Raw genomic sequence first — 21,842 nt, forward strand, 5'->3', positions numbered from 1 at the left:
AACTTCTCCATTATTATTAAAAATAGTCATCACTTTAATGGGTACATTGTAACAAGAGTTTAGTAACTTAGGTAGTTGTATAATTTACAAATGTTTAACTTTGTAAAAATTCTCCCTTGGCAACATCCTCAGCCGTAAATAATCCCGTATCCAACACCCACCCAGTGATCAAACTCGCTGGTGTAACATCGAATGCAGGGTTATATACCTCAGCATTGTTGGGTGCCCATTGGCAATCACCAAAGCTGCCACTGACACCAGTTACTTCGCTTTTGGCACGTTGTTCAATTGGAATGGCTGCGCCATTTGGACAGCTGCTATCTAATGTTGTGATCGGGGCAACCACATAAAAAGGAATATTATGGAAATGGGCTAACACTGCTAGATTATAAGTGCCGACTTTATTCGCAAAATCACCGTTTGCCGCAATCCTATCTGCCCCCACAAAGATTTTATCGACTTTACCCGCCGCCATTAAACTCGCAGCCATATTGTCACAGATTAGCGTGTATGGGATTTGCCATGCATCTAGTTCAAACGCGGTGAGCCTACCACCTTGTAACAGTGGCCTAGTTTCATCAACCCAAACATGAATGTCACCATGTTGTTTTGCAGCATGATGAATTACGCCAAGTGCGGTGCCTACACCTGCCGTTGCCAGCGCGCCAGTATTGCAGTGGGTAAGAATATTGTCTCCCGCATTCACAAGCTCTGCACCTATGTTTGCCATACGCTCGCATAGCGCAGTGTCTTCTTCAAATAACTGTTCAGCGGTTGTGATCACTTGTTGTTGCCAATCATTCGCTTGTAACGCTTCACGCAATCTCGCCATGCAGTGCATTAAATTCACCGCTGTAGGACGCGTTGCTTCAAGTTCATCTATCGAACGAGCAATTGTGTTTTTGTCTTCTCCCTGTTCGGCAAGATAACCAATTAACAAACTTGCCGCTAAACCAATAAGCGGAGCACCGCGAACCTTAAGTGTCAGAATTAGCTCGCTCATCGTCGCAACGTCGCGGCATTCATGCCACACCTGTTGATGTGGCAGTAAGTATTGATCCAATACCTGTACCACGCCCGATTCGAATTTAAGACTACGTGCAATTAAGGTTTTCATGACATCCCGCTCTTTCAAAGTGTACTAATGATATTTTACATCAAGATCTAAAGAAGTATAGACATCTAAACATTTAAAAATATAGAATGCTAATAGCAAATATCCACAAGGTGCAGAAACATGTCGAGCTACATTGAATTTGATGCAGAAAAAGTTATTGATTACATTACTAATTTAGGAAGTTTCTTTGATAAAGATGCAACCTTATCTTGTTATGAGTTTGGTGATGGCAATCTGAATTTGGTTTTCCGCGTGCAAGATACGCAAGAAAATAGCATCATCGTCAAGCAAGCTTTGCCTTACGCTCGATGTGTGGGTGAGAGCTGGCCACTGACGTTAGACAGAGCCAGAATTGAAGCTAGTGTGTTACAACGCCATGGTGAGATCTGCCCAGATACCACAGCAAAAGTGCTGCACCACAATAAAGAGCTTGCGGTAACTGTGTTGGAAGATCTTGGTCATCTACGCATTTTGCGCGGTGAATTAAACCAAGCAAACACCTTTGCAAGACTCAGCAAAGACGTCGCAAATTACCTAGCAAAAACCAGCTTTTATCACTCAAGTTTTTACTTAACACCGAGTGAAAAGAAAGCCCTAGTCACCGAGTTTACTAATCCTGAGCTGTGCGCAATCACTGAAGATTTGTTCTTCGACGACCCATACCGCGATGCTGAAAGAAACAACTTTCCAGCCGCATTGCAATCGTCTGTGGAAATGCTAAGAAACAATAAGACGTTATTAGTTGAAGTGGCAAAGCTCAAAGCCCAGTTTCTCAATGCACCAGAAGCCTTGCTCCACGGTGATATCCATACTGGTAGTATTTTCGTCGATGCCAAGCACACTAAGCTAATCGATCCAGAGTTTGGCTTTTTTGGCCCCATTGGCTTTGATTTAGGCTCATTTATCGGCAATTTATTGCTCAACTACTGTGCCCAACATGCTCGCATTAACGCTCTGCCAAAACGTCGAAATATGCAAGTGTATTTACTCGATAGTATCGCCACCACCCTATCTAACTTCTATGTAACTTGGCTTGAACTGGCAAAAACACAAACACGCGACCTGTCATTGCAAGCAGATGGCTACGCGGAATACTTCCTCACTAAGGTATTGCAAGACGCGGTTGGTTATTGTGGGTGTGAATTGATCCGCCGCACCATTGGTCTCGCACATGTTGCGGACATAGATGCGATTGAAGATGAAGATGCACGCTTAGCGGTACAACAGCGAGCACTGCACTTAGGTGAACAGCTCATCATTAATGCCAATAAATGCCGAACGACTGATGATGTGTATCAGCTAATTATTAGTTTTGTAAACTAAACTAGCTTAGGCTAATAAAATGATAAAAGCCCAAGGTTACTACTTTGGGCTTTTTTATTAAATGGATAATCTCGATTACTTACGTGCTTGATTCATCGTGGTTTCAATATATTTGTCGATTTGGTCTTCAAGCACAAACAATGGTACAGAACCATGACGTAAGATTTGATGGTGGAACTCACGGATATCAAACTGATCGCCCAGTGCTTTTTCTGCTTTGCGACGTAGCCGCTTAATGGTTAGTTCACCAATTTTGTATGACAGCGCTTGAGCCGGCCAAGAGATATAACGATCAGTCTCCGTTTTAACATTATGTAAGGACAATGCAGTGTTGTCTTTCATAAAGTTCATCGCTCGCTCGCGGCTCCAACCAAACATATGCATGCCAGTGTCTACAACCAAACGAGCCGCTCGCCACATCTCGTAGGTTAAGCGACCAAAATCACTGTAAGGATCTTGATAAAACCCGGCTTCGATACCCAAAAACTCAGAATATAGCCCCCATCCCTCACCAAAAGCAGAAATATATTCGTTACGACGATATTCCGGTAGATAATCAAGCTCGGCATTCAAGGAGATCTGCAAATGGTGACCAGGCACGGCCTCATGTAGAGTCAATGCTTCTAATACATACAACGGGCGCTTATCCAGAGCGTAGGTATTTACCCAATAGTAGCCTGCATCAGTATCGCTACGTGCACCAGAGTAACGCCCGGTTGTATATTTAGGTGCAATGCTCGCAGGCACTGGAGCGACACCGTATGGCTTTCTTGGTAATGTATGGAATAGCTTAGGTAGCTGGGCATCCATCTTCTTTGCTATATATGCAGCTTCTTTAAGCAACGCTTCGGGGGTTTTAGCATAAAACTGTGGATCGGTTCTTAAGAACTGCACAAAGTCAGCAAAAGATCCCTTAAAGCCTACTTTTTTAATGATTTTTTCCATTTCTGCACGGATCCGAGCCACTTCTTTAAGACCAAGCTCGTGGATCTCTTTTGGCGTCATATTCGTGGTGGTGTAGTATTTCGCACGATTCGCATAAAACGCTTCACCATTTGGTGTCGAAGAAATTCCAATTTCAGTTCTAGCCGCAGGACGATACTCATTGACAAAGAAATTAAGGTAATTTTGATATGCAGCGATCACATCTCCTTGAATAATCTTTTTGGCACGCTGTTGCAGGGTTTTAAATTCGGTATCAGGTAAACCCGCTTGGTTTTGTGTAAACGGGCCATAAAACTCAGATTTTGTCACATCATCAACGATATAGGCTTCGATAGAACTTTCATAACCTTCAAGCACCGCTTTCGGCTGAGTCAGACCAATCGCCATACCTTCTTTCATCCAGTCGATATTTTGCTTGAAATAACGAGGAACCTGCTGCAAACGTGCTAAATATAGCTCGTAACCAGCACGTTTCTTAAAGTCATGACTCGAGATCATAAAAGACAGACCGGAATGAAAACCATATTCAGAGGTGAGCGGCATATAGTGACTATGAAAACGATATTCATCGACGCTATTCTGCACTTGTGCACGCAAAATAGTGAGATTGATTTGATTTTCCTCACTTAGCGCTGAAGTGTCGATATTGTCGAGCTGAGCCAAAAACTGTAGACGCTGCTGATTTGTGGTCGCCAACTTTTCTGCACTGAGGTTTGGTAGCAGAAACTCTACTTTTGTATCACTGCGACCATAGGCATTGTTATCACTTCTAAATTTCATAACGCTGCCAGCTATTTGAGTAAACTCAGCGTTATTGTCACTTCCGGTAATAGCACAACCTGATAAGGCGACGGTTAAATAAACGGCGACGCTTGAACGCTTAGTCCACAGCTTTAATTTTGGTGATAACACGCTGACTTCCTCGATACGTTGTTGTTACTCAGCTCGCGATAAAATAGCCAAAAAATAATGATTATCCATCGCTCTGAGCTTTGTTATGGTGAAATGAACTTTCTGCTAGTCAAAGTAGGAGAGTCCCGTAACAGATGCAACTTAATTCGACAGAATCACGAATATCTCAGATCGAATACAATTTACTCAACCTAGTAAAAATTGATGAGAAAATCAGCAATTCAACAAAAAAATGTAAATTTTCTATTTCAAAGACAAATTTTTTACTTTTAAATTCGGACGATACAGATTAATGTAGGTCTAGTGCAATTAGGACAAGAGTTACACCGATGGAGTTGGTGGTAGTTCATTAACGTTTGATAATTAATTGTTGTGGTAAATGAAATGATGTTCCATGATCCCATGGCTGTTGCCCAAGAAAAAATGACACAGGTGTGCCTGTTTTTAGAGCAACATCATTTGCCGCCCACGCCTTTAAATTATCAGGTTGCTTATACCCATATTAGCGCCACGAACAAAGATCTCGACTGTGCCATCAACAAAACCATCAAAGCGCACACAAAAATAGACTGTGTATTCATTGAGCAACTCTACTATCAGTTTCTAGATCAAGGACAAAAAACACAATCTGAATTGCTTGAAGGTGTTGATTCTTTGGTGACTGAATTACACGAAAATGCAGAAACCTCACAAAAGCAGGTTATTCGCTTTGCCCAACAAGTCAGTCAATGTGTGCATAATTTAGATGAACACAACATTCAAAAGAGTAAGCGCGCACTATCAACACTCACCAAACAAACTGAGCTATTGCTAAAACAGCACAAACAATTTAAACAAGCGTTAATAAAATCGCGTTTAGATTATGAACGTAATCAAAAGTTACTACTCGACTTACGTAAACAACACTTGTTAGACCCACAAACGGGTCTTTATAAGCGTCACTATCTTCATCAAAAAGTGTCCCTATGGCAATCACAGCAAAAATCTGTCTGTGCGCTTTCTATCCAAGTTGATAACCTTGACGAGTTTTCAACGCGGTTTGGTGACGTTGTGGGTGAAGTTGTGCTTAATCGTATCGCCAATAATATCAAACGTTATGTCGTTGAAAGCGGCTTACCGGGTCGCACAGGTAAAAAAGAATTTACGGTTATCCTTGCTGATGTAGATTTAGATACCGCGAGTGTTATCGCGGAAAAAGTGCGTAAAGGTGTTGAACGATTAAAGTTTGTCAGCGCGAAAGGGAAAATTCCACTACCCAATGTCTCTCTGGCCCTTGGAATAGCCCAACTTGCACCAGAGCAAGACTTTAATATGTTGGCAAAACGCGCAGGTTACGCTGCACAGAAGGCACATTCTCTCGGCCAACACTGTTATATTAGTCACTGATCCGCAATATCCTCTTTTGTTTGCATTTTCAACAATACAACACGGATAAGAAATTGCACCTACGGCTACCAATCAAGTACACTAGCAAGCATAGTTGCAGAGTAATGATGGAACCCACATGAAAGAGTCACAAGACAATACTACCCACTTTGGATACAAAACAGTCGAGACCGACGAAAAAGCCTCTATGGTTGCAGACGTATTTCATTCTGTAGCTGCAAAATACGACATCATGAATGATCTGATGTCATTCGGTATCCATCGTTTGTGGAAGCGTCAAACTATTGCCTGCTCAGGTGTACGCGCTGGTCACAAAGTACTTGATCTTGCTGGCGGTACGGGTGATTTAACCGCAAGATTTAGCGAATTAGTTGGTGATAAAGGACAAGTTGTTTTAGGCGATATTAACGACTCAATGCTTAAAGTCGGCCGCGAAAAATTACGCGACTCGGGACTTGTTGGCAATATTGAATACGTTCAAATGAACGCAGAAATGCTGCCTTTTGACGATAATACTTTTGATGTCATCACTATTGCCTTTGGTTTACGTAACGTAACTGATAAAGATAAAGCATTGCGCTCAATGTACAGAGTACTAAAGCCAGGTGGACGCTTACTGGTACTTGAATTTTCAAAGACAGATAACGAGGCGCTGGCAAAGTTGTATGATATGTATTCATTTACACTACTCCCAGCCATGGGCAAATTAGTTGCAAATGACAGTGAGTCTTATCGCTACCTTGCAGAGTCTATTCGCATGCACCCAGATCAAGAAACGCTAAAATCCATGATGGATGAAGCCGGTTTTGAACAAACTGACTACCAAAATATGACCGGAGGCATCGTCGCCCTTCATCGCGGCTTTAAATTCTAGGAGTTGCTGTGTTAGCTTCATTACTTGGCGCCGTACTTGAGACGGCTTTAAACAAAGGCCTTAAACTCTCACCTGAGCTAAAGCATGTGCTAAGTAAAGGCCAACACAAAGTACTCAGTGTTGATATTCGAGATCAAAATACTTGTTTAGCTGTGACTTACACAGGCATTAACATTCACGTACTATGCCCTTTTGATGGCGAAGCCGATTGTTCAATTAGTGCCGATTTACCAACCTTGCTTGAACTCAAAGACCCAAGCCAACTCACTGCGCTTATTCGTCAAGATAAGCTCGACCTTGAAGGGGATTTGGCACTAGCACAACTATATAGTAGTGCGTTGGCAACACTTGATATTGATTGGGCGGAGCACCTCGCCAAATATGTCGGTGATGCACCCGCACAAGTTGCCGTAGATGCTTTTCATAAGTTAGCGCATCGCGCAAAGCAAGATGGGCAGGTAGCCAAGGCAACACTAACTGGGTTATTTCAAGATGAGTTGAAAGTTGCACCCCATCCGCTCGAGTTTCAACAGTTTAAGCAGCAAGTGAGAACCCTAAACAATCAAGTCGAAAGTTTAAATCAACGCCTCAGCGCATTACTTCAGCAAAACAAAGGAAATTAGGTTGTCTTTACTTCGCTTGCATCAGATCACCAAAACATTTTTAACCTATGGTTTAGACGAAATCGTCCCTGCGCATAAGCAGCCTTGGTACGGTAAACTCGCTCGAGCGAGTTTGTTTTGGCTGCGCAACAAACATAAAGACAAACCAATAGGCACTCGTCTGCGCCTGGCGCTACAAACATTGGGGCCGGTATGGATCAAGTTCGGCCAGATGCTTTCGACCCGTCGAGATTTACTGCCACCAGACATTGCCGAAGAACTTGCATTTTTGCAGGATCAAGTTCAACCATTTGACCCCGCGATGGCACAAAAGCTCATTGAACAAGCGCTAGAAATCGACGATATTCATGAATACTTTGCTGAATTTGAATCAAAACCGCTGGCTTCAGCCTCAATAGCGCAAGTGCATGCTGCCAAGCTACAACACAAAGAAGATCTGAAGGATGTCGTGATCAAAGTTATTCGTCCCGATATCGAAAAACAAATCCATGCCGATCTCTCTTTAATGGAGCGTTTCGCTAAAATCGTTGTCAATTTACTCAGCGAAGGAAAACGTCTGCGCCCAGTGGAAGTTGTTAGGGAATACAAAAAAACCTTACTCGACGAGCTAGACTTGATGCGAGAAGGCGCGAACGCAATTCAACTCAGACGCAACTTTGAAGACTCAGATTCACTGTATATCCCTGAGGTATATAGTGATTATTCACGTAAAAACGTGCTGGTGATGGAACGCATCTACGGTATTCCGGTTTCAGACACCGAAGCCTTGTTGGCGCAAGGCACCAATATGAAATTGCTGGCCGAGCGCGGCGTGGAAGTCTTTTTCACACAGGTCTTCCGTGACAGTTTTTTCCATGCAGATATGCATCCTGGCAATATTTTTGTCGCTCGTGAAAATCCTCATAACCCTAAGTACATTGGCATAGATTGCGGCATAGTCGGCACCTTAAACCGTGAAGATAAAAGGTATTTGGCCGAAAACTTTATCGCCTTTTTTAATCGTGATTATCGTCAGGTGGCACAGCTTCATGTGGACTCTGGCTGGGTTCCTGCAGATACCTGCGTAGAAGAGTTTGAGTTTGCCATTCGCACCGTATGCGAACCTATTTTTAACAAGCCGCTTGCAGAAATCTCTTTTGGCCATGTGCTAGTGAATTTGTTTAACACGGCAAGGCGCTTCAACATGGAAGTGCAACCACAATTAGTATTATTGCAAAAAACCCTGCTGTATGTAGAAGGTCTAGGGCGTCAGCTTTATCCGCAGTTAGATCTGTGGAAAACAGCAAAACCATTTTTAGAGCATTGGGTACAAGAGCAAGTAGGCCCTTTCGCGGTGGCGAAAAAGCTATATGCAAACTTACCATTTTGGGCTGAAAAAATGCCTGAACTGCCAGATTTGATTTATCAAAATCTCAAGCGCCGCCCACCTCCACCTGTCACACAAAAAGCTGATACTACTACAAAGCCGCTGTTGTTAGGCTTAGCAGCGAGTAGTTTTGCAATAATATCGGGATTGAGCTTTATTTTTGACAAACCTGTCGCAAGTAGCCTACTTGCGATTATTGCCGTGCTAGTATTTATTGGCGCATGGCGTAAAACAGGGTGATTTTTTGCTCGCTAGGCGTATAATCATTATTCATAAGCAGTAAGTATCAATGGAGTTATTATGGGATTCGGTGGGATCAGTATTTGGCAATTACTTATTATTTTAGCCATCATTGTTTTGTTATTTGGAACTAAAAAACTACGCGGTATTGGTAGTGATTTAGGCGGTGCAGTTAAAGGCTTTAAAAAGGCGGTATCGGATGAGCAAACTGCGACCGACTCTGAGCCAGAAAAGTTAAAAAATACAACAACTGAGCAAGCACAACCTGTATCAGAGAAAGAAAAAGATAAGGTGTAATTCAACATGGGTATGTGGGAGTTAGTGGTCGTTCTTATCGTCGGTCTAATTGTACTTGGCCCTGAACGTCTTCCCGTTGCAATCCGCACCGTAGCGAGATGGATAAAAACGGTAAAGTCTGTCGCTAATTCAGTCAAAGCTGAAGTAAGTGAAGAGTTACGCGTTCACGAGCTACATAATAATTTAAAGAAAGCGGAACAACAGGGAATGCAGGATTTGGCCCCCGAACTCAAGCAATCCGTTCAAGAATTACAGGAAGCGGCTGAATCAGTCAGACATTCTTATAAATCAACCGAAAATAATAAAAATAAAGACTAATCAATCTACCAGTTAGATAGTTAGAATGGGTTCTAGTTTTGGATATTTAGACATCCAAGCAGTACCTTTTCTCTTATCCAATTGACATTATATTCGTACGAGTCAAGTTACATGACAGAATCAGCCCAGAGTGGATTTATAGCTCACCTTGTTGAGTTAAGAAACCGCTTAATGAGAGCGTTAATGAGCGTTTTCGTTATCTTTGTTTCCTTGGTGTATTTCGCCAATGATATCTATGCGTTTGTTGCGGCGCCGCTAGTAAATAGCTTGCCTAGCAATACAACAATGATCGCAACAGATGTTACAGCACCGTTTTTTGCCCCCTTTAAACTAACATTATTCGTGTCGTTATTCGCTGCAGTGCCATTTATTTTACATCAAGTGTGGGGCTTCATCGCACCAGGCTTATATAAGCATGAAAAGCGGATGCTTATACCGATATTACTTTCTAGTGTACTACTATTTTATGGCGGGATTGCCTTTTGCTACTTTGTTGTCATGCCTATCATTCTCGGTTTTTTTACCAGTGTGGGACCGGAGATGATGACATTATCACCAGATATTAGCAGTTATCTTGGCTTTATCCTGAAGCTATTTTTTGCTTTTGGCATCGCCTTTGAAATTCCCGTTGCCATCATGCTTATATGTTGGAGTGGTATGACAACCCCTGCGAGTTTAAAAGAGAAACGGCCTTATGTTGTCGTTGGTGCTTTTGTCATCGCAATGTTTTTAACCCCCCCTGATGTTCTATCTCAAACTTTATTGGCACTACCTATGCTACTCTTGTTTGAGTTGGGGCTCATTCTAGCCAGATTTTATAGCACTAAACCACAACAACAGGAGTCAGAAGAATGAAAAAAACCATGATACTGTTTGCAGTTGGCTTTACCTCTCTTTGCGCTGCAAAGCCGATCAATACACAGGCTCTACAAGCTTGTACCCTGATTGAGAATGATTTTAAGCGGCTCATGTGCTATGACAATGTGATTGCAAATAAACCAATTACTGAAGCGCAGTCTGGCAAAGCAATCGCAAGTAAAAATAAGGTAAGTGAAGCGCGAAGCGTTGAAAAAATAGAGTCGAAAGAAGATGGTTTTGGCTTAGAGTATAAAGTTAAAGCGGCAAGCGAAGAAATCGAAGAAATTACGGCTAAACTAGTTAAAATCTCTACCCAAGGCCGTAATAAAATGGTCTTCACTCTAGACAATGACCAAGTATGGCGACAAGTTTCATCAGAGACCTTTTTTGCCAACGAGGGCGACACATTAATTATTGAGCGTGCTTCTTTCGGCTCATTTTTGATGAAAAAAGCGGGTTCAAACCGCACAACACGAGTTAAACGAGTTAACTAATGGACAAGATGATCGATGCTGGTGTAAACCTCACCAGCTCGCAATTTTCATCCGACTTGGCCGAGGTAATTACTAGAGCCAAAGAAGCAGGCATAGAATCTATGCTAGCAATTGGCTGCGATTTAACAAGCAGCGAGCAAAGTATTTCACTCGCTGAGCAATACCAACTTTATTGTACAGCAGGTGTCCACCCACACGATGCCAAAGATGCACCTGACACGCTCTACGATGACCTCCTCACTCTTTTAAAAAGTAGCAACAAGGCTATTGCTGTTGGTGAATGTGGCTTGGACTTTAATCGCGACTTTTCACCAAGGCCAATACAACAAAACGTGTGCTTGACGCAACTGCAGCTAGCAGAAGCTATTAACTACCCAGTGTATCTACATGAAAGAGATGCGCACGATGCGCTATTTGCGCTACTGCAAGAAGTTAAAGTTCAAGGAGTACTACACTGTTTTACTGGTGACCGTACCGCACTGCGCCATTACTTAGATTACGGACTAATGATTGGCATCACAGGCTGGGTTTGCGATGAACGTAGAGGCACAACGCTGCAAGAGCTCATTCAATACATACCTCTTGACCGTTTACTTTTGGAAACAGACGCGCCGTACCTACTACCAAGAACAATTAACCCAAAACCTAAATCTCGCCGCAATGAACCAATGTACTTATCCTATGTAGCTGAGCAAATAGCACGCTTAAAACAATGTCCCGTTTCAGAAGTTATATCCACAACCACTACCAATTTTAAACAATTGTTTGTGAGGTAAAACCAATAATGCGCATTGTGTTATCTTTACTTTTATTGTTATTCAGCTCCGCCGCATTTTCTACTGTGACTATTTCTGAGTCATTTAAGGTAGAGCACCAAATAAAGTTAAGTTATACACTGAGTGAAGACGCCTCTTTAGCTAAATTGCTTGCAGCCCCAGCCGAATGGCATGAAAGCATTCAAGTTCCAAAAGGCCTCCGACCTGTTGAGAAATTTTTATGGTTAAAGATTACAATACACAACGCGAATAATGCTCTCACACCGGTGTTAGTCAGTATAAACAATAACCTCATTGATGCGGTGACCGCTTATCATGTTAAACCAAACCATCCTATATTTACTCTTGATATGGGTGATGCGCTACCACTGATAAGACGACCACTTAAATATGAGTCGTTAGTCATTCCACTTGAGCTACAGCCACAAACGCAAAGCCATTTATATTTGCAAATCAATGATGATGGTGTGTTCAATGCACCTATTGCTATCTGGGAGCCTAACGAATACCTTCAATTTAAGAGTAAATTTAATCTTATTTTTGGGATTTTAGCAGGCTTTGTATTAGCACTCGCTTTAACTAATGCCACACTTTATTTTGTTACCAAAAGAAGTTACTTTCTATGCGCAACTTTATTCATCGCTATAATCTGGCTATTTAACGCTCATATTTATGGCTTTGGCTACCGCTACTTGTATTCTACTTGGCAGTGGTTCCAGCAGTATGGCCAAGGTGTCATGACTTTGCTGCTCAGTATACTACTGTTGCCTACTGCTAGTTATTGCGCAGAAAGAAGGTTACTCGCTCACCCTCTGCTTACACGTAAAAGAATCATTGCGGTCATAGTGAGTTTGTTCGTAATAACCGCTTTTCTGCCAGTTTCTCAGTCACTTTTATTAGCTCAAAGTATAAGTTTTATTATCGCACTAATGCTTATCTACATACTTACCCGATTTAGCGATAAAAACCGCAATATCTTAATTGCGATTGCACTTTGCCACTTTATTGTGATCAGCTACCCATTTACAGTTGAACTCGGTGTTCAGTCTGGAAGCTTTTTAAATCACTTGGGGTACTTTGGTATTTTTGCGATAGAAGCGACTTTACTCAGCTATTTACTAGTACGCCTTTACATTTTTCAAAGAGACGAAAAACTGGTTAAGCAACAACAACGATTGGCGCATACCCAAGCTGAAGATGCCTTATTAAAAGAGAAGCTCAAACTCCAAGAACAAGCACAATATGATTTAGAATCCAATATTGAGGAGCGCACTTTTGAGCTACAAGTCACGTTACGAGAACTCGAAGATAAAAATCGAGAACTAGAACGGATGAACATGGAAGACCCACTCACTAAAGTGAAAAATCGTCGTTACTTCGATAAGCGCTTACAAATGGAAGTACGACGCTCAAGACGGGAACAGACAGTACTGAGCCTCGTCATTTTTGATATCGATCACTTCAAAAAAATTAACGATAAATATGGCCACTTGGCTGGTGATCAGGCTATTTGCGAATTTGCCAATTTAATTAAGTCACACTTGCGGCGACCGCATGACGAAGTGTTCCGTTATGGCGGTGAAGAGTTCATTTTACTTCTCCCAAATACAGCTGAAGATGGCGCACGTGAAGTAGCTGAGCGATTAAGAATCGCAACCCAAGAGCTCAATATCAAACTTGGGGAAAACACATTAAATATGACCACTAGCGCTGGTATATACAGCGCTGTGGTTTGCGATCCGCATAACCCACAACTTTATACGGACAATGCAGACAAAGCCTTGTATCAAGCAAAACAACAAGGCCGTAATCGCGTTGTTACTTTCAAACCTAACCAGGAGAACTAACGTGGCTCAATCAGGACTCGATCTTTTCCCCCTTACTCGTATGCGTAGAATGCGCCGCGATGATTTTTCAAGACGTCTAATGAGCGAAAGTACGCTAACGGTTAACGATTTAATCTATCCAGTGTTTGTGCTTGATGGTGAGTCTAAACGTGAAGCGATCCCATCTATGCCAGGTATTGAGCGTTTATCTATTGATCTATTAGTTGAGGAAGCCAAACAATTAGTAGAGCTAGGTATTCCTGCTGTCGCCTTGTTCCCGGTAACACCAGCAGAGCAAAAAACATTGCTCGCTGAAGAGGCATACAATCCAGAAGGAATTGCACAAAAAGCCATCCGTGCAATCAAAGCAGCATGTCCCGAGCTCGGTGTGATCACTGATGTTGCACTAGACCCATTCACAGTGCACGGTCAAGACGGTATCTTAGATGAAGATGGTTATGTCATGAATGAAGAAACCGTGGAAGTACTAGTCAAACAAGCGCTTTCGCATGCAGAGGCAGGTGCCGATATCGTCGCCCCTTCCGATATGATGGATGGCCGAATTGGCGCTGTTCGTGAAGCACTTGAAGAGTGCGGCTTTATCCATACTCGTATTATGGCCTACTCTGCCAAGTATGCATCGAGTTATTATGGCCCTTTCCGCGACGCGATTGGCTCTGCGGGCAACCTTAAAGGTGCAGACAAGAAAACCTATCAAATGGATCCTGCTAATTCTGACGAAGCATTACGTGAAGTGGCTTTGGACTTACAAGAAGGTGCTGATATGGTGATGGTAAAACCAGGTATGCCATATCTAGATGTTGTCAGACGCGTTAAAGATGAGTTTGGAGTACCAATATTCGCTTATCAAGTCAGTGGTGAATATGCGATGCATAAGGCTGCAATTGATAACGGCTGGTTGGCTGAGAAGCCTGTTGTACTGGAGTCTCTCCTAGCATTTAAGCGTGCTGGTGCAGATGGTATTTTGACTTACTTTGCAAAGCAAGCTGCTATTTGGCTTAACGAGAAGTAAACGTCATTATTTGGAGCAGGTGAAATTTTCACCTGCACAGCTTCAACTTACCTAATCAAGCTTTCTGCTTTTAAAAGCTCATCACCATTCATTTTCCAACTAAAGAAGCGAATAATACGACCGTCATCAAGATACACTTCTGGGATACTTAAAACACCTAAGGAGCGTAACCTAATCGCCTGAATATGTTCCGCATGGATATAATGAGTCTTACCAAAAAAGTTATAGCTAACTCCCGCTTTATCTATATGAAGAAAACGCTTTCCAGTTAATGATAGTGCCAATGTTGTTAGAGTAAACAACAGTAAAATTAATGTAACTATTTGCAATAATGATGAGGGAATAGCCAAGATAGAAAACAGCTCATTACCAAGCCAGATCAACGACAAAGTAAGCACGTAGAAAAGCCAGTTTATTTCCAACTCTAGGGTTCTCATTGAGTATCTCCTTTATTTACCCAACCACAATCAAATTTGAGCCCTCGACGCAATAACGTGACCCAATTTATTGAAGAAAAGCTAATGATAAAGTGCCAATGTTCCTAAAGCAAGAACTTTAAAATTAATAAAACATGAAATAATCGTGACGACTTTTAGACAGGGCATTAACGCAGTAACGCATTGAATTTAAAAATAAAAAAGGCCGCCAAAGGCGACCTTTTTATGCAAAATAAGTAGTTAATTACTTAGCTGCTTTTTTCTCTTTCTCAGCTGCGATTACCGCGTCAGCAACGTTTGCTGGACATGGTGCATAGTGTGAGAATTCCATTGAGAACTGACCACGACCAGACGTGATAGTACGTAGGTGACCGATGTATCCGAACATTTCAGATAGTGGTACTTCACCCTTGATACGAACGCCCATTGCGCCGGCTTCTTGGTCTTTGATCATACCGCGACGACGGTTAAGGTCACCGATTACGTCACCTACGTTGTCTTCTGGCGTGAACACGTCAACTTTCATGATTGGCTCAAGAAGTTGTGCACCCGCTTTAGGGATAGACTGACGGAATGCGCCTTTAGCAGCGATTTCGAACGCGATTGCTGACGAGTCAACTGCGTGGAAACCACCGTCGAATAGCTCAACTTCAACGTCTAGTACTGGGAAGCCCGCTAGTACACCTTCGTCCATCATTGACTTGAAGCCTTTCTCAACTGCTGGCCAGAATTCCTTAGGAACGTTACCACCAACAACTGTAGACTTGAACGTAAAGCCAGAACCAACTTCACCAGGCTTGATACGGTAGTCAATCTTACCGAACTGACCAGAACCACCAGACTGTTTCTTATGCGTGTAGCTATCTTCAACTTCTTGTGTGATAGTTTCACGGTAAGCAACCTGAGGCTGACCAACGATTAGGTCTACACCGTATGTACGCTTAAGGATATCTACCTTAATGTCTAGGTGAAGCTCACCCATACCTTTAAGGATAGTTTCACCTGAATCTTCATCAGTCTCAACTTGGAATGAAGGATCTTCTGCAACCATCTTACCGATCGCGATACCCATCTTCTCGTTACCACCTTTATCTTTAGGTGCAACAGCGATTGAGATTACTGGATCAGGGAAGATCATCGCTTCAAGTGTACACTCGTGCTTAGGATCACATAGCGTGTGACCTGTTTGAACGTTCTTCATACCAACAACAGCGATGATGTCACCCGCTTGTGCTTCAGTAAGTTCAGTACGCTCGTCCGCTTGCATCTCAACCATACGGCCGATACGCTCTGTTTTACCAGTTGCAGAGTTAAGGATAGTGTCACCTTTCTTCATGCGACCAGCGTAGATACGGATGAACGTAAGCGCACCGAAACGGTCGTCCATGATTTTGAACGCAAGCGCTTTAAGTGGCGCATCAGCGTCAACAGTTGCTACTTCACCAGTAGGCTCACCTGTTTCAGGATCTGTTAGTGGCTGAGGCTCAACTTCTGTAGGAGAAGGTAGGTAATCTACAACAGCGTCTAGTACAAGTTGCATACCTTTGTTTTTGAACGCTGAACCACAGAAAGTTGGGAAGAACGCAAGATCACGAGTACCTTTACGGATACACGCTTTGATTTGTTCGATAGAAGGTACTTCACCTTCCATGTATGCTTCCATTAGGTCGTCGTCTTGCTCAACAGCAGACTCAACTAGCATTTCATGGTATTCTTCAACTTTGTCCACCATGTCTGCAGGAACGTCTTGTACTTCGTAGTTTTCAGGAAGACCTGTGTCATCCCAAACGTATGCTTTCTTCTCAAGTACGTCTACAACACCACAGAATTGGTCTTCGATACCAATTGGAAGCGTCATCACTAGTGGGTTAGCACCAAGTACTTTCTCAACTTGATCAACTACGCGGTAGAAGTCTGCACCCATACGGTCTAGTTTGTTTACGAAGATACAACGAGCAACTTCTGATTCGTTCGCATAACGCCAGTTAGTTTCTGATTGTGGTTCAACACCACCAGAACCACAGAATACACCGATACCACCATCAAGTACTTTTAGTGAACGGTATACTTCTACTGTGAAGTCAACGTGTCCAGGAGTATCGATAACGTTTAAACGGTGGCCTTTCCACTCACAAGTTACCGCTGCTGATTGGATTGTAATACCACGCTCAGCTTCCTGCTCCATGAAGTCAGTAGTAGACTCACCGTCGTGTACTTCACCAGTTTTGTGGATTTTACCAGTAAGCTTTAGAATACGCTCAGTGGTGGTAGTTTTACCCGCATCAACGTGCGCGAAAATACCAATGTTTCTGTATTTCGATAAATCTGCCATTGTTTTACTCTATTTAAAGTAGAAAAATTATTCGGCGGGAGTATATCACCTCTTGTAGCGAACATCATCCTTGAAGTCGTCTAAAATGCAATCAATTCGCGAAAAAGTTTCTAATGCGAAACTTTGTGACCTATTTTTACCGTATCGCTTACTGCTAGGCCGCTGTATTTAAGAAAATTCCGTTGTATTTTGTCAATTTCAGGGCGGTGAGCTTGGGTTTTTGTTTAAAATATCTGCTTTCCGAACAAGTTGGCATGCTGGACTTGGAAGGCATCATCTAGCAAAGAAAAATGCGCTATTTTACCCACTTCAATGCTACCAAGTTCATTGTCCATATTTAAATAAGTTGCGGGTACTAAACTTGCCATATTGATGGCTTCTAGAAGCGGAATATTGGCCAATTCTGCTAAATTCTTCACTGCTTTTTCAAGTGTTAGTGTACTGCCGGCCAAACTGCCGCTGTGAGTTTTCGCCACGCCATCCTTGACCACAACTGGCATTTCACCCAATTGATATTCACCATCTTTAAGGCCACCAGCATTAATACAATCACTGATCAAGGCCACCTTATGCTGACCTTTTAGGCGGTAGATCAACTGTAAAATCGCAGGGTGCAAATGAATACCGTCGGCAATCACTTCCACCAAGGCTTGGCTATCAAGTAACAACGCACCAGCACAGCCCGGTTCACGGTGATGAATGCCGCGCATGCCGTTAAACACGTGGGCCCCGCCGCAGGCACCATGTGCCAAAGCGGCATTGGTTTGCGCAAAATCCGCATCACAATGACCTAGCATCACTCGCACCCCATGTTTACTTAGGTACTGTGTCATCTTTACGCCATTAGCCTTTTCTGGCGCAAGCGCCACTGCTTTAAGCGCACCATCAGCCGCGCTAATCATTTCATCAATTAAGGCTTCATCTAGCGGCTTAAAGAAAGCTTCGTTATGGGCACCTTTGTGTTTCTCGCTAAAAAACAAGCCCTCACTATACCCGCCTAGCACCTGAGCACCTGGCATCTTTTGCTTATAGGCGGCTCCAATAACCTTCATCGCGGCAATAGTTTGTGGCCACGTAGTCGTCACCGTGGTAGCCAAAAAGCCAGTGACGCCATGTTTGAGCAACGAGGTGCTAATAGTTTCTATACTGGAGAGTTTGCCATCAATAACATCGCACCCCTCTCGGCCATGAATATGCAAATCAATTAACCCAGGCCACATATCTAAATTAGAATAACATTCGGTATTATCAGGCGCTTCCGCCGCTGGAATAATCGCGTGAAAACGCTCACCTTTTATTACCGCAACGTGCGCTTCAAAGACGCTGGTAGGGGTATAGATACGACGGGGCCGAATATAACGAAGCTGTTCAAGCATGCACTTTGCTCCCTAATAGGGCCGCGCCTAATGCACCACTTGCATCACCATGCTTGGCTCTAACAATATCTGGTACTGACACCGCTGAAAATACATGAGGTTCGATGGCTTTTGGGAGCGCCTCTACAAGTTCATCGATAAGCGACATGCCACCGCCAAGCACGATAACTTCAGGGTCATATGCTTTGATTAAATTTGCAAACGCCGAGCCCAACAGATCCATATAGCAATTAAACGCATGGATTGCTTCACTTTCTCCAGCCCGCATCGCTGTGATAACTTGTTCTGAGGAACGCTTCCGCGTAGTGAAATGTTGATACAAACCGGCAAGCCCTGGTCCTGCGACATAGCGCTCTAAACACCCTTGCAACCCACAGCCACACGCTAAAATAGGCAGGTGATATTTTTGCTGTAACACCGCAGAAAGCGGATGGTGGCCATATTCACCGGCGATCCCTTGGGCACTTTTATACAACGCACCATCAATGCAAAACCCGCCTCCAGCACCGGTGCCTATTATTGCCCCAAAGACCTTTTGATATTGCTTACCGGCTCCAAGACTGGCCTCTGATAACGCAAAGCAACGGCAGTCATTTTCAACCGCGATGGGCCGTTCCAGTTTTGCAACGAGATCAGCCTTAACTTCTTTACCATTGGCGCAAGGGACATTTGCTGATAGCACGCGCTGCTGCGCATTTACTATCCCCGGCATACCAATACCAACCTGTCCTTTACAACCATATTTGTCATCGGCTTGCTGCACCAAAGTGACGATTTGCGCCAAAAACGCCTCATAACTGTGCTTTGGTGTCGCCACACGCCAAGACTCTAAGCGTTGTAGCTTTTCATCAAACACCGCAATTTCAATTTTGCTCCCGCCAACATCCACTCCATAAATCATACTTCACTCCCAAATGGATGAATGACTACGCCCTGTACGACTCTATTCACTTCCCCCGACGGGCAAGGATTGTCCGGTGAAATACCGAGATTCAGCGCTTTATAGAAACTTAACTGCTGTGCAAACAACATATACAGTAATCCTTGCCACACATCTTCTAGTGGTGGCACTTTAGGACAAAGTGAATGCACCGTCATGGCTGTACCGTCACGCTGCAATTCAGCAACTAAATCCTGATCGTACAAGCTGGTATAACCATCACTTGAGATAAAACATACCACGACAGTTTTGCTATTGATAAGTGATTTTGGACCATGACGGAACCCAAGCGGTGACTCGCTCACGCTCATTACTTGGCCTGCCGATAACTCAAGCATTTTTAACGCAGCTTCCTTTGCAAATCCCAACAAACAGCCAGAGCCTAGGTACACCAAACGCTCAAATGGTTGTTGTGCAAATGCACGGATATTTTGCTGCTCTGCCGCAGCTAACATGCTTTGCGCTGCATTGATCAACTTATCCACGGAGCCGTCATCCACTGCAAAAAGTTGTAGCGCTGCAACCATCATTGACGAATAGCTACTCGTCATTGCAAAACTTTGGTCAAGCGTAGGTTCCGGTAGCAATATACTTGTTGCATTGCTTGTCTGCAGCGCTGCTTGATGCAACTTTCCATCACGGTTGCAGGTGATAAAAAGGTGCTGGCTGTTACTAACCAGCTGTGTTACCAACTCTACGGCCGCCACACTTTCTGGACTATTACCAGAGCGAGCAAAAGATACTAATAAACAAGGTTTATCCGTCGCTAGGTATTGTCGTGGTGCAGCAACTAAATCAGTTGTGCTCACTGCCCGCACACTTTGGCGCATGTGTGCATTAAGATGAGTGGCGATAGCGTCACCGATATAAGCGGATGTACCCGCCCCCGTCAAAATAACCTGAGTATCAGGGTCATCTAGAAGAGGAGCTAACTCCACCAAAAGCTTAGGCTTTATGCTCGCGACTAATTGAGCGGTTTCTTGCCACATCTGTGGCTGCTGGGTGATCTCTTTTGCTGTCCAATAGGCATTTCGTGTTTTTAATTGCGCAATTTCGTGTCCTAGCAAAGTGTTCATGACGCTTTCTCCATGGCAAAACACGCATTTGAATAGCGAGCCACAACACGTTGAATTTTGGCAATCACTAACGCTTTGGCATCCCTTGCTATTTCACCACGGCGTACTTGTTGATATAGCTCTGGAAAATATTGGCTGATAAGCGGCAATGATAAGGTCTGCTGCGCTAGGTTTTCGAGCATAGTTGCTAACGCCTTTTGCACCGCATCTTGATGCCAGTAATAGCGAATACGGTCGCTAAAGCTAAATTGACGCAAGAAACGGAGTTGCTGTGATTCGCCGTGATAAAAACGCTGCCAACTCGTAGGCTCTGCCAGCATGACCTCGTCCACCACCTCAACAAACTGACTATGAACATAGGGTAGTAATTGCTTTTCAATATGGTGAAGCGCGAATAATCCCTCGCGCAGCGCAAAGGTCAATTCAGGCCCGACTTTCAAAATGGCAAAGTGATCAGCAACCAACGACTGATAAGCGGCTGCAGTTTGATAATCTGTCGAATGCGCTTCGAAAGCAATACGGTCAACGGTACGAATAAAATCTTTTAATGCACTCGCTTCATTCGATTTGTAGTCAAAAACTTGGGTGTTATCAAACTCAACACCCGGCTGCACCACCATTGCAACCACGCGTTGCCAAGCATCCGCTAACCCTTTATTTGCAAAGAGTTCACGATGGCAAGCTAGGGTTTCTTGCGCAGCAACTTGGCTGGTCGGTTGTAGACTGTCAATCTGTTCATCAGCGCCACCTGGAGGGGGAACTTCAGTACCAATCACATAAACAATATCACTACGACCAAACGTCGCAATCGCGGCTGCTTCCGCGGTTTGACACAACAAAGCAGCGCGATTAGCTACAATATCATCGCTTAACACGTCAGGATCGTCAGCACAGGGCATGCTGGCATCTAAGTGAATTTTCTTAAAACCAGCCTTCACGTATTCAGCGACTAAGTCACACGCTTTGGCCATTGCGGCTTGGCTATTTTCACTCGTCCAACAGACTGGTCCTAAGTGATCACCACCAAAAATCAGTAACTGCTTATCAAAACCAAGCTCGTCGGCCATCTCTTCGACTTTGGCAATAAAATCCGCGGGACGCATCCCGGTGTAACCGCCAAATTGATTAACCTGATTGGCCGTGGCTTCAATTAATAGCAGCGTATTTTCCTGCTTGGCATATCTTATCGACGCTTCTAGCACCCAAGGGTGAGCTGAGCAAATGGCATAAATGCCTGAGTTTTTCCCTGATTTATTGGCTTCGATTAGGGCTTGAAAACGCCGCATATGATCA

General features: G+C 43.5%; 20 protein-coding genes. 12 read left to right on the plus strand and 8 right to left on the minus strand.

The window, feature by feature from the left end; genetic code table 11:
* Positions 1 to 94 precede the first annotated feature (94 nt).
* Positions 95 to 1,117, minus strand: coding sequence for an S-methyl-5-thioribose-1-phosphate isomerase (gene mtnA, locus PNC201_RS17185; protein ID WP_102057719.1), 1,023 nt, complete (start codon positions 1,115 to 1,117; stop codon positions 95 to 97).
* Between the two features lie 120 nt (positions 1,118 to 1,237).
* Between mtnA and mtnK the strand changes: the two genes are divergently transcribed.
* Positions 1,238 to 2,440 (plus strand): S-methyl-5-thioribose kinase, encoded by a 1,203-nt coding sequence (gene mtnK / locus PNC201_RS17190; protein ID WP_102057720.1) that lies wholly within the window; start codon positions 1,238 to 1,240, stop codon positions 2,438 to 2,440.
* 75 nt (positions 2,441 to 2,515) lie between these two features.
* On the opposite strand, the gene PNC201_RS17195 is transcribed toward mtnK, so the two are convergent.
* Entirely contained in the window at positions 2,516 to 4,297 is a 1,782-nt protein-coding gene (locus PNC201_RS17195) for a DUF885 domain-containing protein (RefSeq protein WP_102057721.1), read from the minus strand.
* Between the two features lie 384 nt (positions 4,298 to 4,681).
* On the opposite strand from PNC201_RS17195, the gene PNC201_RS17200 reads away from it, so the two are divergent.
* The 11 genes from PNC201_RS17200 (at position 4,682) to hemB (ending at position 14,388) form a co-directional block, all read left to right on the plus strand.
* Entirely contained in the window at positions 4,682 to 5,683 is a 1,002-nt protein-coding gene (locus PNC201_RS17200) for a GGDEF domain-containing protein (RefSeq protein WP_102057722.1), read from the plus strand.
* Between the two features lie 118 nt (positions 5,684 to 5,801).
* Complete coding sequence (gene ubiE, locus PNC201_RS17205) at positions 5,802 to 6,557, plus strand: bifunctional demethylmenaquinone methyltransferase/2-methoxy-6-polyprenyl-1,4-benzoquinol methylase UbiE (RefSeq protein WP_102057723.1); 756 nt, start codon at positions 5,802 to 5,804, stop codon at positions 6,555 to 6,557.
* A gap of 8 nt (positions 6,558 to 6,565) precedes the next feature.
* Positions 6,566 to 7,180 (plus strand): ubiquinone biosynthesis accessory factor UbiJ, encoded by a 615-nt coding sequence (locus PNC201_RS17210; RefSeq protein WP_102057724.1) that lies wholly within the window; start codon positions 6,566 to 6,568, stop codon positions 7,178 to 7,180.
* Position 7,181: 1 nt separating this feature from the next.
* Positions 7,182 to 8,786 carry a ubiquinone biosynthesis regulatory protein kinase UbiB gene (gene ubiB / locus PNC201_RS17215; RefSeq protein WP_102057725.1) on the plus strand — a complete coding sequence of 535 codons (1,605 nt, stop codon included), beginning with the start codon at positions 7,182 to 7,184 and terminating at the stop codon, positions 8,784 to 8,786.
* A 60-nt stretch (positions 8,787 to 8,846) separates the two neighbouring features.
* Positions 8,847 to 9,083: a Sec-independent protein translocase subunit TatA gene (gene tatA / locus PNC201_RS17220; protein WP_010376470.1), complete on the plus strand. Its 237-nt coding sequence runs from the start codon at positions 8,847 to 8,849 to the stop codon at positions 9,081 to 9,083.
* Between the two features lie 6 nt (positions 9,084 to 9,089).
* Complete coding sequence (gene tatB, locus PNC201_RS17225; protein WP_010606879.1) at positions 9,090 to 9,401, plus strand: Sec-independent protein translocase protein TatB; 312 nt, start codon at positions 9,090 to 9,092, stop codon at positions 9,399 to 9,401.
* A gap of 111 nt (positions 9,402 to 9,512) precedes the next feature.
* Positions 9,513 to 10,256 carry a twin-arginine translocase subunit TatC gene (tatC, locus tag PNC201_RS17230; protein WP_010606880.1) on the plus strand — a complete coding sequence of 248 codons (744 nt, stop codon included), beginning with the start codon at positions 9,513 to 9,515 and terminating at the stop codon, positions 10,254 to 10,256.
* On the plus strand, positions 10,253 to 10,753 hold the full coding sequence (locus PNC201_RS17235) for a hypothetical protein (protein WP_102057726.1): 501 nt from the start codon (positions 10,253 to 10,255) through the stop codon (positions 10,751 to 10,753). The genes tatC and PNC201_RS17235 overlap by 4 nt, the downstream gene beginning before the upstream one ends.
* Positions 10,753 to 11,529 carry a TatD family hydrolase gene (locus tag PNC201_RS17240; protein ID WP_102057727.1) on the plus strand — a complete coding sequence of 259 codons (777 nt, stop codon included), beginning with the start codon at positions 10,753 to 10,755 and terminating at the stop codon, positions 11,527 to 11,529. Before PNC201_RS17235 ends, PNC201_RS17240 begins: the two co-directional genes overlap by 1 nt.
* An 8-nt stretch (positions 11,530 to 11,537) precedes the next feature.
* On the plus strand, positions 11,538 to 13,376 hold the full coding sequence (locus PNC201_RS17245) for a sensor domain-containing diguanylate cyclase (RefSeq protein WP_102057728.1): 1,839 nt from the start codon (positions 11,538 to 11,540) through the stop codon (positions 13,374 to 13,376).
* A gap of 1 nt (position 13,377) precedes the next feature.
* A complete protein-coding gene (gene hemB, locus PNC201_RS17250) occupies positions 13,378 to 14,388 on the plus strand; it encodes a porphobilinogen synthase (protein WP_102057729.1) in 1,011 nt (336 codons plus the stop codon).
* A gap of 47 nt (positions 14,389 to 14,435) precedes the next feature.
* Here hemB and PNC201_RS17255 read toward each other — a convergent pair whose 3' ends face one another.
* The 6 genes from PNC201_RS17255 to PNC201_RS17280 all read right to left on the minus strand — a co-directional run bounded on the left by PNC201_RS17255 (position 14,436) and on the right by PNC201_RS17280 (position 21,835).
* Positions 14,436 to 14,825 carry a hypothetical protein gene (locus tag PNC201_RS17255; RefSeq protein ID WP_102057730.1) on the minus strand — a complete coding sequence of 130 codons (390 nt, stop codon included), beginning with the start codon at positions 14,823 to 14,825 and terminating at the stop codon, positions 14,436 to 14,438.
* Between the two features lie 244 nt (positions 14,826 to 15,069).
* Positions 15,070 to 17,157: an elongation factor G gene (gene fusA, locus PNC201_RS17260; RefSeq protein ID WP_095728810.1), complete on the minus strand. Its 2,088-nt coding sequence runs from the start codon at positions 17,155 to 17,157 to the stop codon at positions 15,070 to 15,072.
* Between the two features lie 224 nt (positions 17,158 to 17,381).
* The gene (gene nagA, locus PNC201_RS17265) at positions 17,382 to 18,533 is read right to left on the minus strand and encodes an N-acetylglucosamine-6-phosphate deacetylase (RefSeq protein ID WP_102057731.1); all 1,152 of its coding nucleotides are present in this window, start codon (positions 18,531 to 18,533) and stop codon (positions 17,382 to 17,384) included.
* Positions 18,526 to 19,434 (minus strand): ROK family protein, encoded by a 909-nt coding sequence (locus PNC201_RS17270; RefSeq protein ID WP_102057732.1) that lies wholly within the window; start codon positions 19,432 to 19,434, stop codon positions 18,526 to 18,528. The genes nagA and PNC201_RS17270 overlap by 8 nt, the downstream gene beginning before the upstream one ends.
* Positions 19,431 to 20,549, minus strand: a complete 1,119-nt coding sequence (locus tag PNC201_RS17275; RefSeq protein ID WP_102057733.1) for an SIS domain-containing protein — start codon at positions 20,547 to 20,549, stop codon at positions 19,431 to 19,433. The genes PNC201_RS17270 and PNC201_RS17275 overlap by 4 nt, the downstream gene beginning before the upstream one ends.
* Entirely contained in the window at positions 20,546 to 21,835 is a 1,290-nt protein-coding gene (locus PNC201_RS17280; RefSeq protein ID WP_102057734.1) for a D-tagatose-bisphosphate aldolase, class II, non-catalytic subunit, read from the minus strand. Before PNC201_RS17280 ends, PNC201_RS17275 begins: the two co-directional genes overlap by 4 nt.
* Positions 21,836 to 21,842 lie beyond the last annotated feature (7 nt).

Source organism: Pseudoalteromonas sp. NC201 (genome assembly GCF_002850255.1).
Taxonomy (GTDB): domain Bacteria; phylum Pseudomonadota; class Gammaproteobacteria; order Enterobacterales; family Alteromonadaceae; genus Pseudoalteromonas.

What these genes read in the sequence shown, in the direction of transcription:
- PNC201_RS17255 (WP_102057730.1), bottom strand. Translation starts at nt 14,825, where the DNA reads ATGAGAACCCTAGAGTTGGAAATAAACTGGCTTTTCTACGTGCTTACT.
- PNC201_RS17280 (WP_102057734.1), bottom strand. Translation starts at nt 21,835, where the DNA reads ATGCGGCGTTTTCAAGCCCTAATCGAAGCCAATAAATCAGGGAAAAAC.
- fusA (WP_095728810.1), bottom strand. Translation starts at nt 17,157, where the DNA reads ATGGCAGATTTATCGAAATACAGAAACATTGGTATTTTCGCGCACGTT.
- PNC201_RS17270 (WP_102057732.1), bottom strand. Translation starts at nt 19,434, where the DNA reads ATGATTTATGGAGTGGATGTTGGCGGGAGCAAAATTGAAATTGCGGTG.
- PNC201_RS17245 (WP_102057728.1), top strand. Translation starts at nt 11,538, where the DNA reads ATGCGCATTGTGTTATCTTTACTTTTATTGTTATTCAGCTCCGCCGCA.
- mtnA (WP_102057719.1), bottom strand. Translation starts at nt 1,117, where the DNA reads ATGAAAACCTTAATTGCACGTAGTCTTAAATTCGAATCGGGCGTGGTA.
- tatC (WP_010606880.1), top strand. Translation starts at nt 9,513, where the DNA reads ATGACAGAATCAGCCCAGAGTGGATTTATAGCTCACCTTGTTGAGTTA.
- ubiE (WP_102057723.1), top strand. Translation starts at nt 5,802, where the DNA reads ATGAAAGAGTCACAAGACAATACTACCCACTTTGGATACAAAACAGTC.
- PNC201_RS17275 (WP_102057733.1), bottom strand. Translation starts at nt 20,549, where the DNA reads ATGAACACTTTGCTAGGACACGAAATTGCGCAATTAAAAACACGAAAT.
- mtnK (WP_102057720.1), top strand. Translation starts at nt 1,238, where the DNA reads ATGTCGAGCTACATTGAATTTGATGCAGAAAAAGTTATTGATTACATT.
- tatB (WP_010606879.1), top strand. Translation starts at nt 9,090, where the DNA reads ATGGGTATGTGGGAGTTAGTGGTCGTTCTTATCGTCGGTCTAATTGTA.
- PNC201_RS17240 (WP_102057727.1), top strand. Translation starts at nt 10,753, where the DNA reads ATGGACAAGATGATCGATGCTGGTGTAAACCTCACCAGCTCGCAATTT.
- tatA (WP_010376470.1), top strand. Translation starts at nt 8,847, where the DNA reads ATGGGATTCGGTGGGATCAGTATTTGGCAATTACTTATTATTTTAGCC.
- PNC201_RS17235 (WP_102057726.1), top strand. Translation starts at nt 10,253, where the DNA reads ATGAAAAAAACCATGATACTGTTTGCAGTTGGCTTTACCTCTCTTTGC.
- nagA (WP_102057731.1), bottom strand. Translation starts at nt 18,533, where the DNA reads ATGCTTGAACAGCTTCGTTATATTCGGCCCCGTCGTATCTATACCCCT.
- PNC201_RS17200 (WP_102057722.1), top strand. Translation starts at nt 4,682, where the DNA reads ATGATGTTCCATGATCCCATGGCTGTTGCCCAAGAAAAAATGACACAG.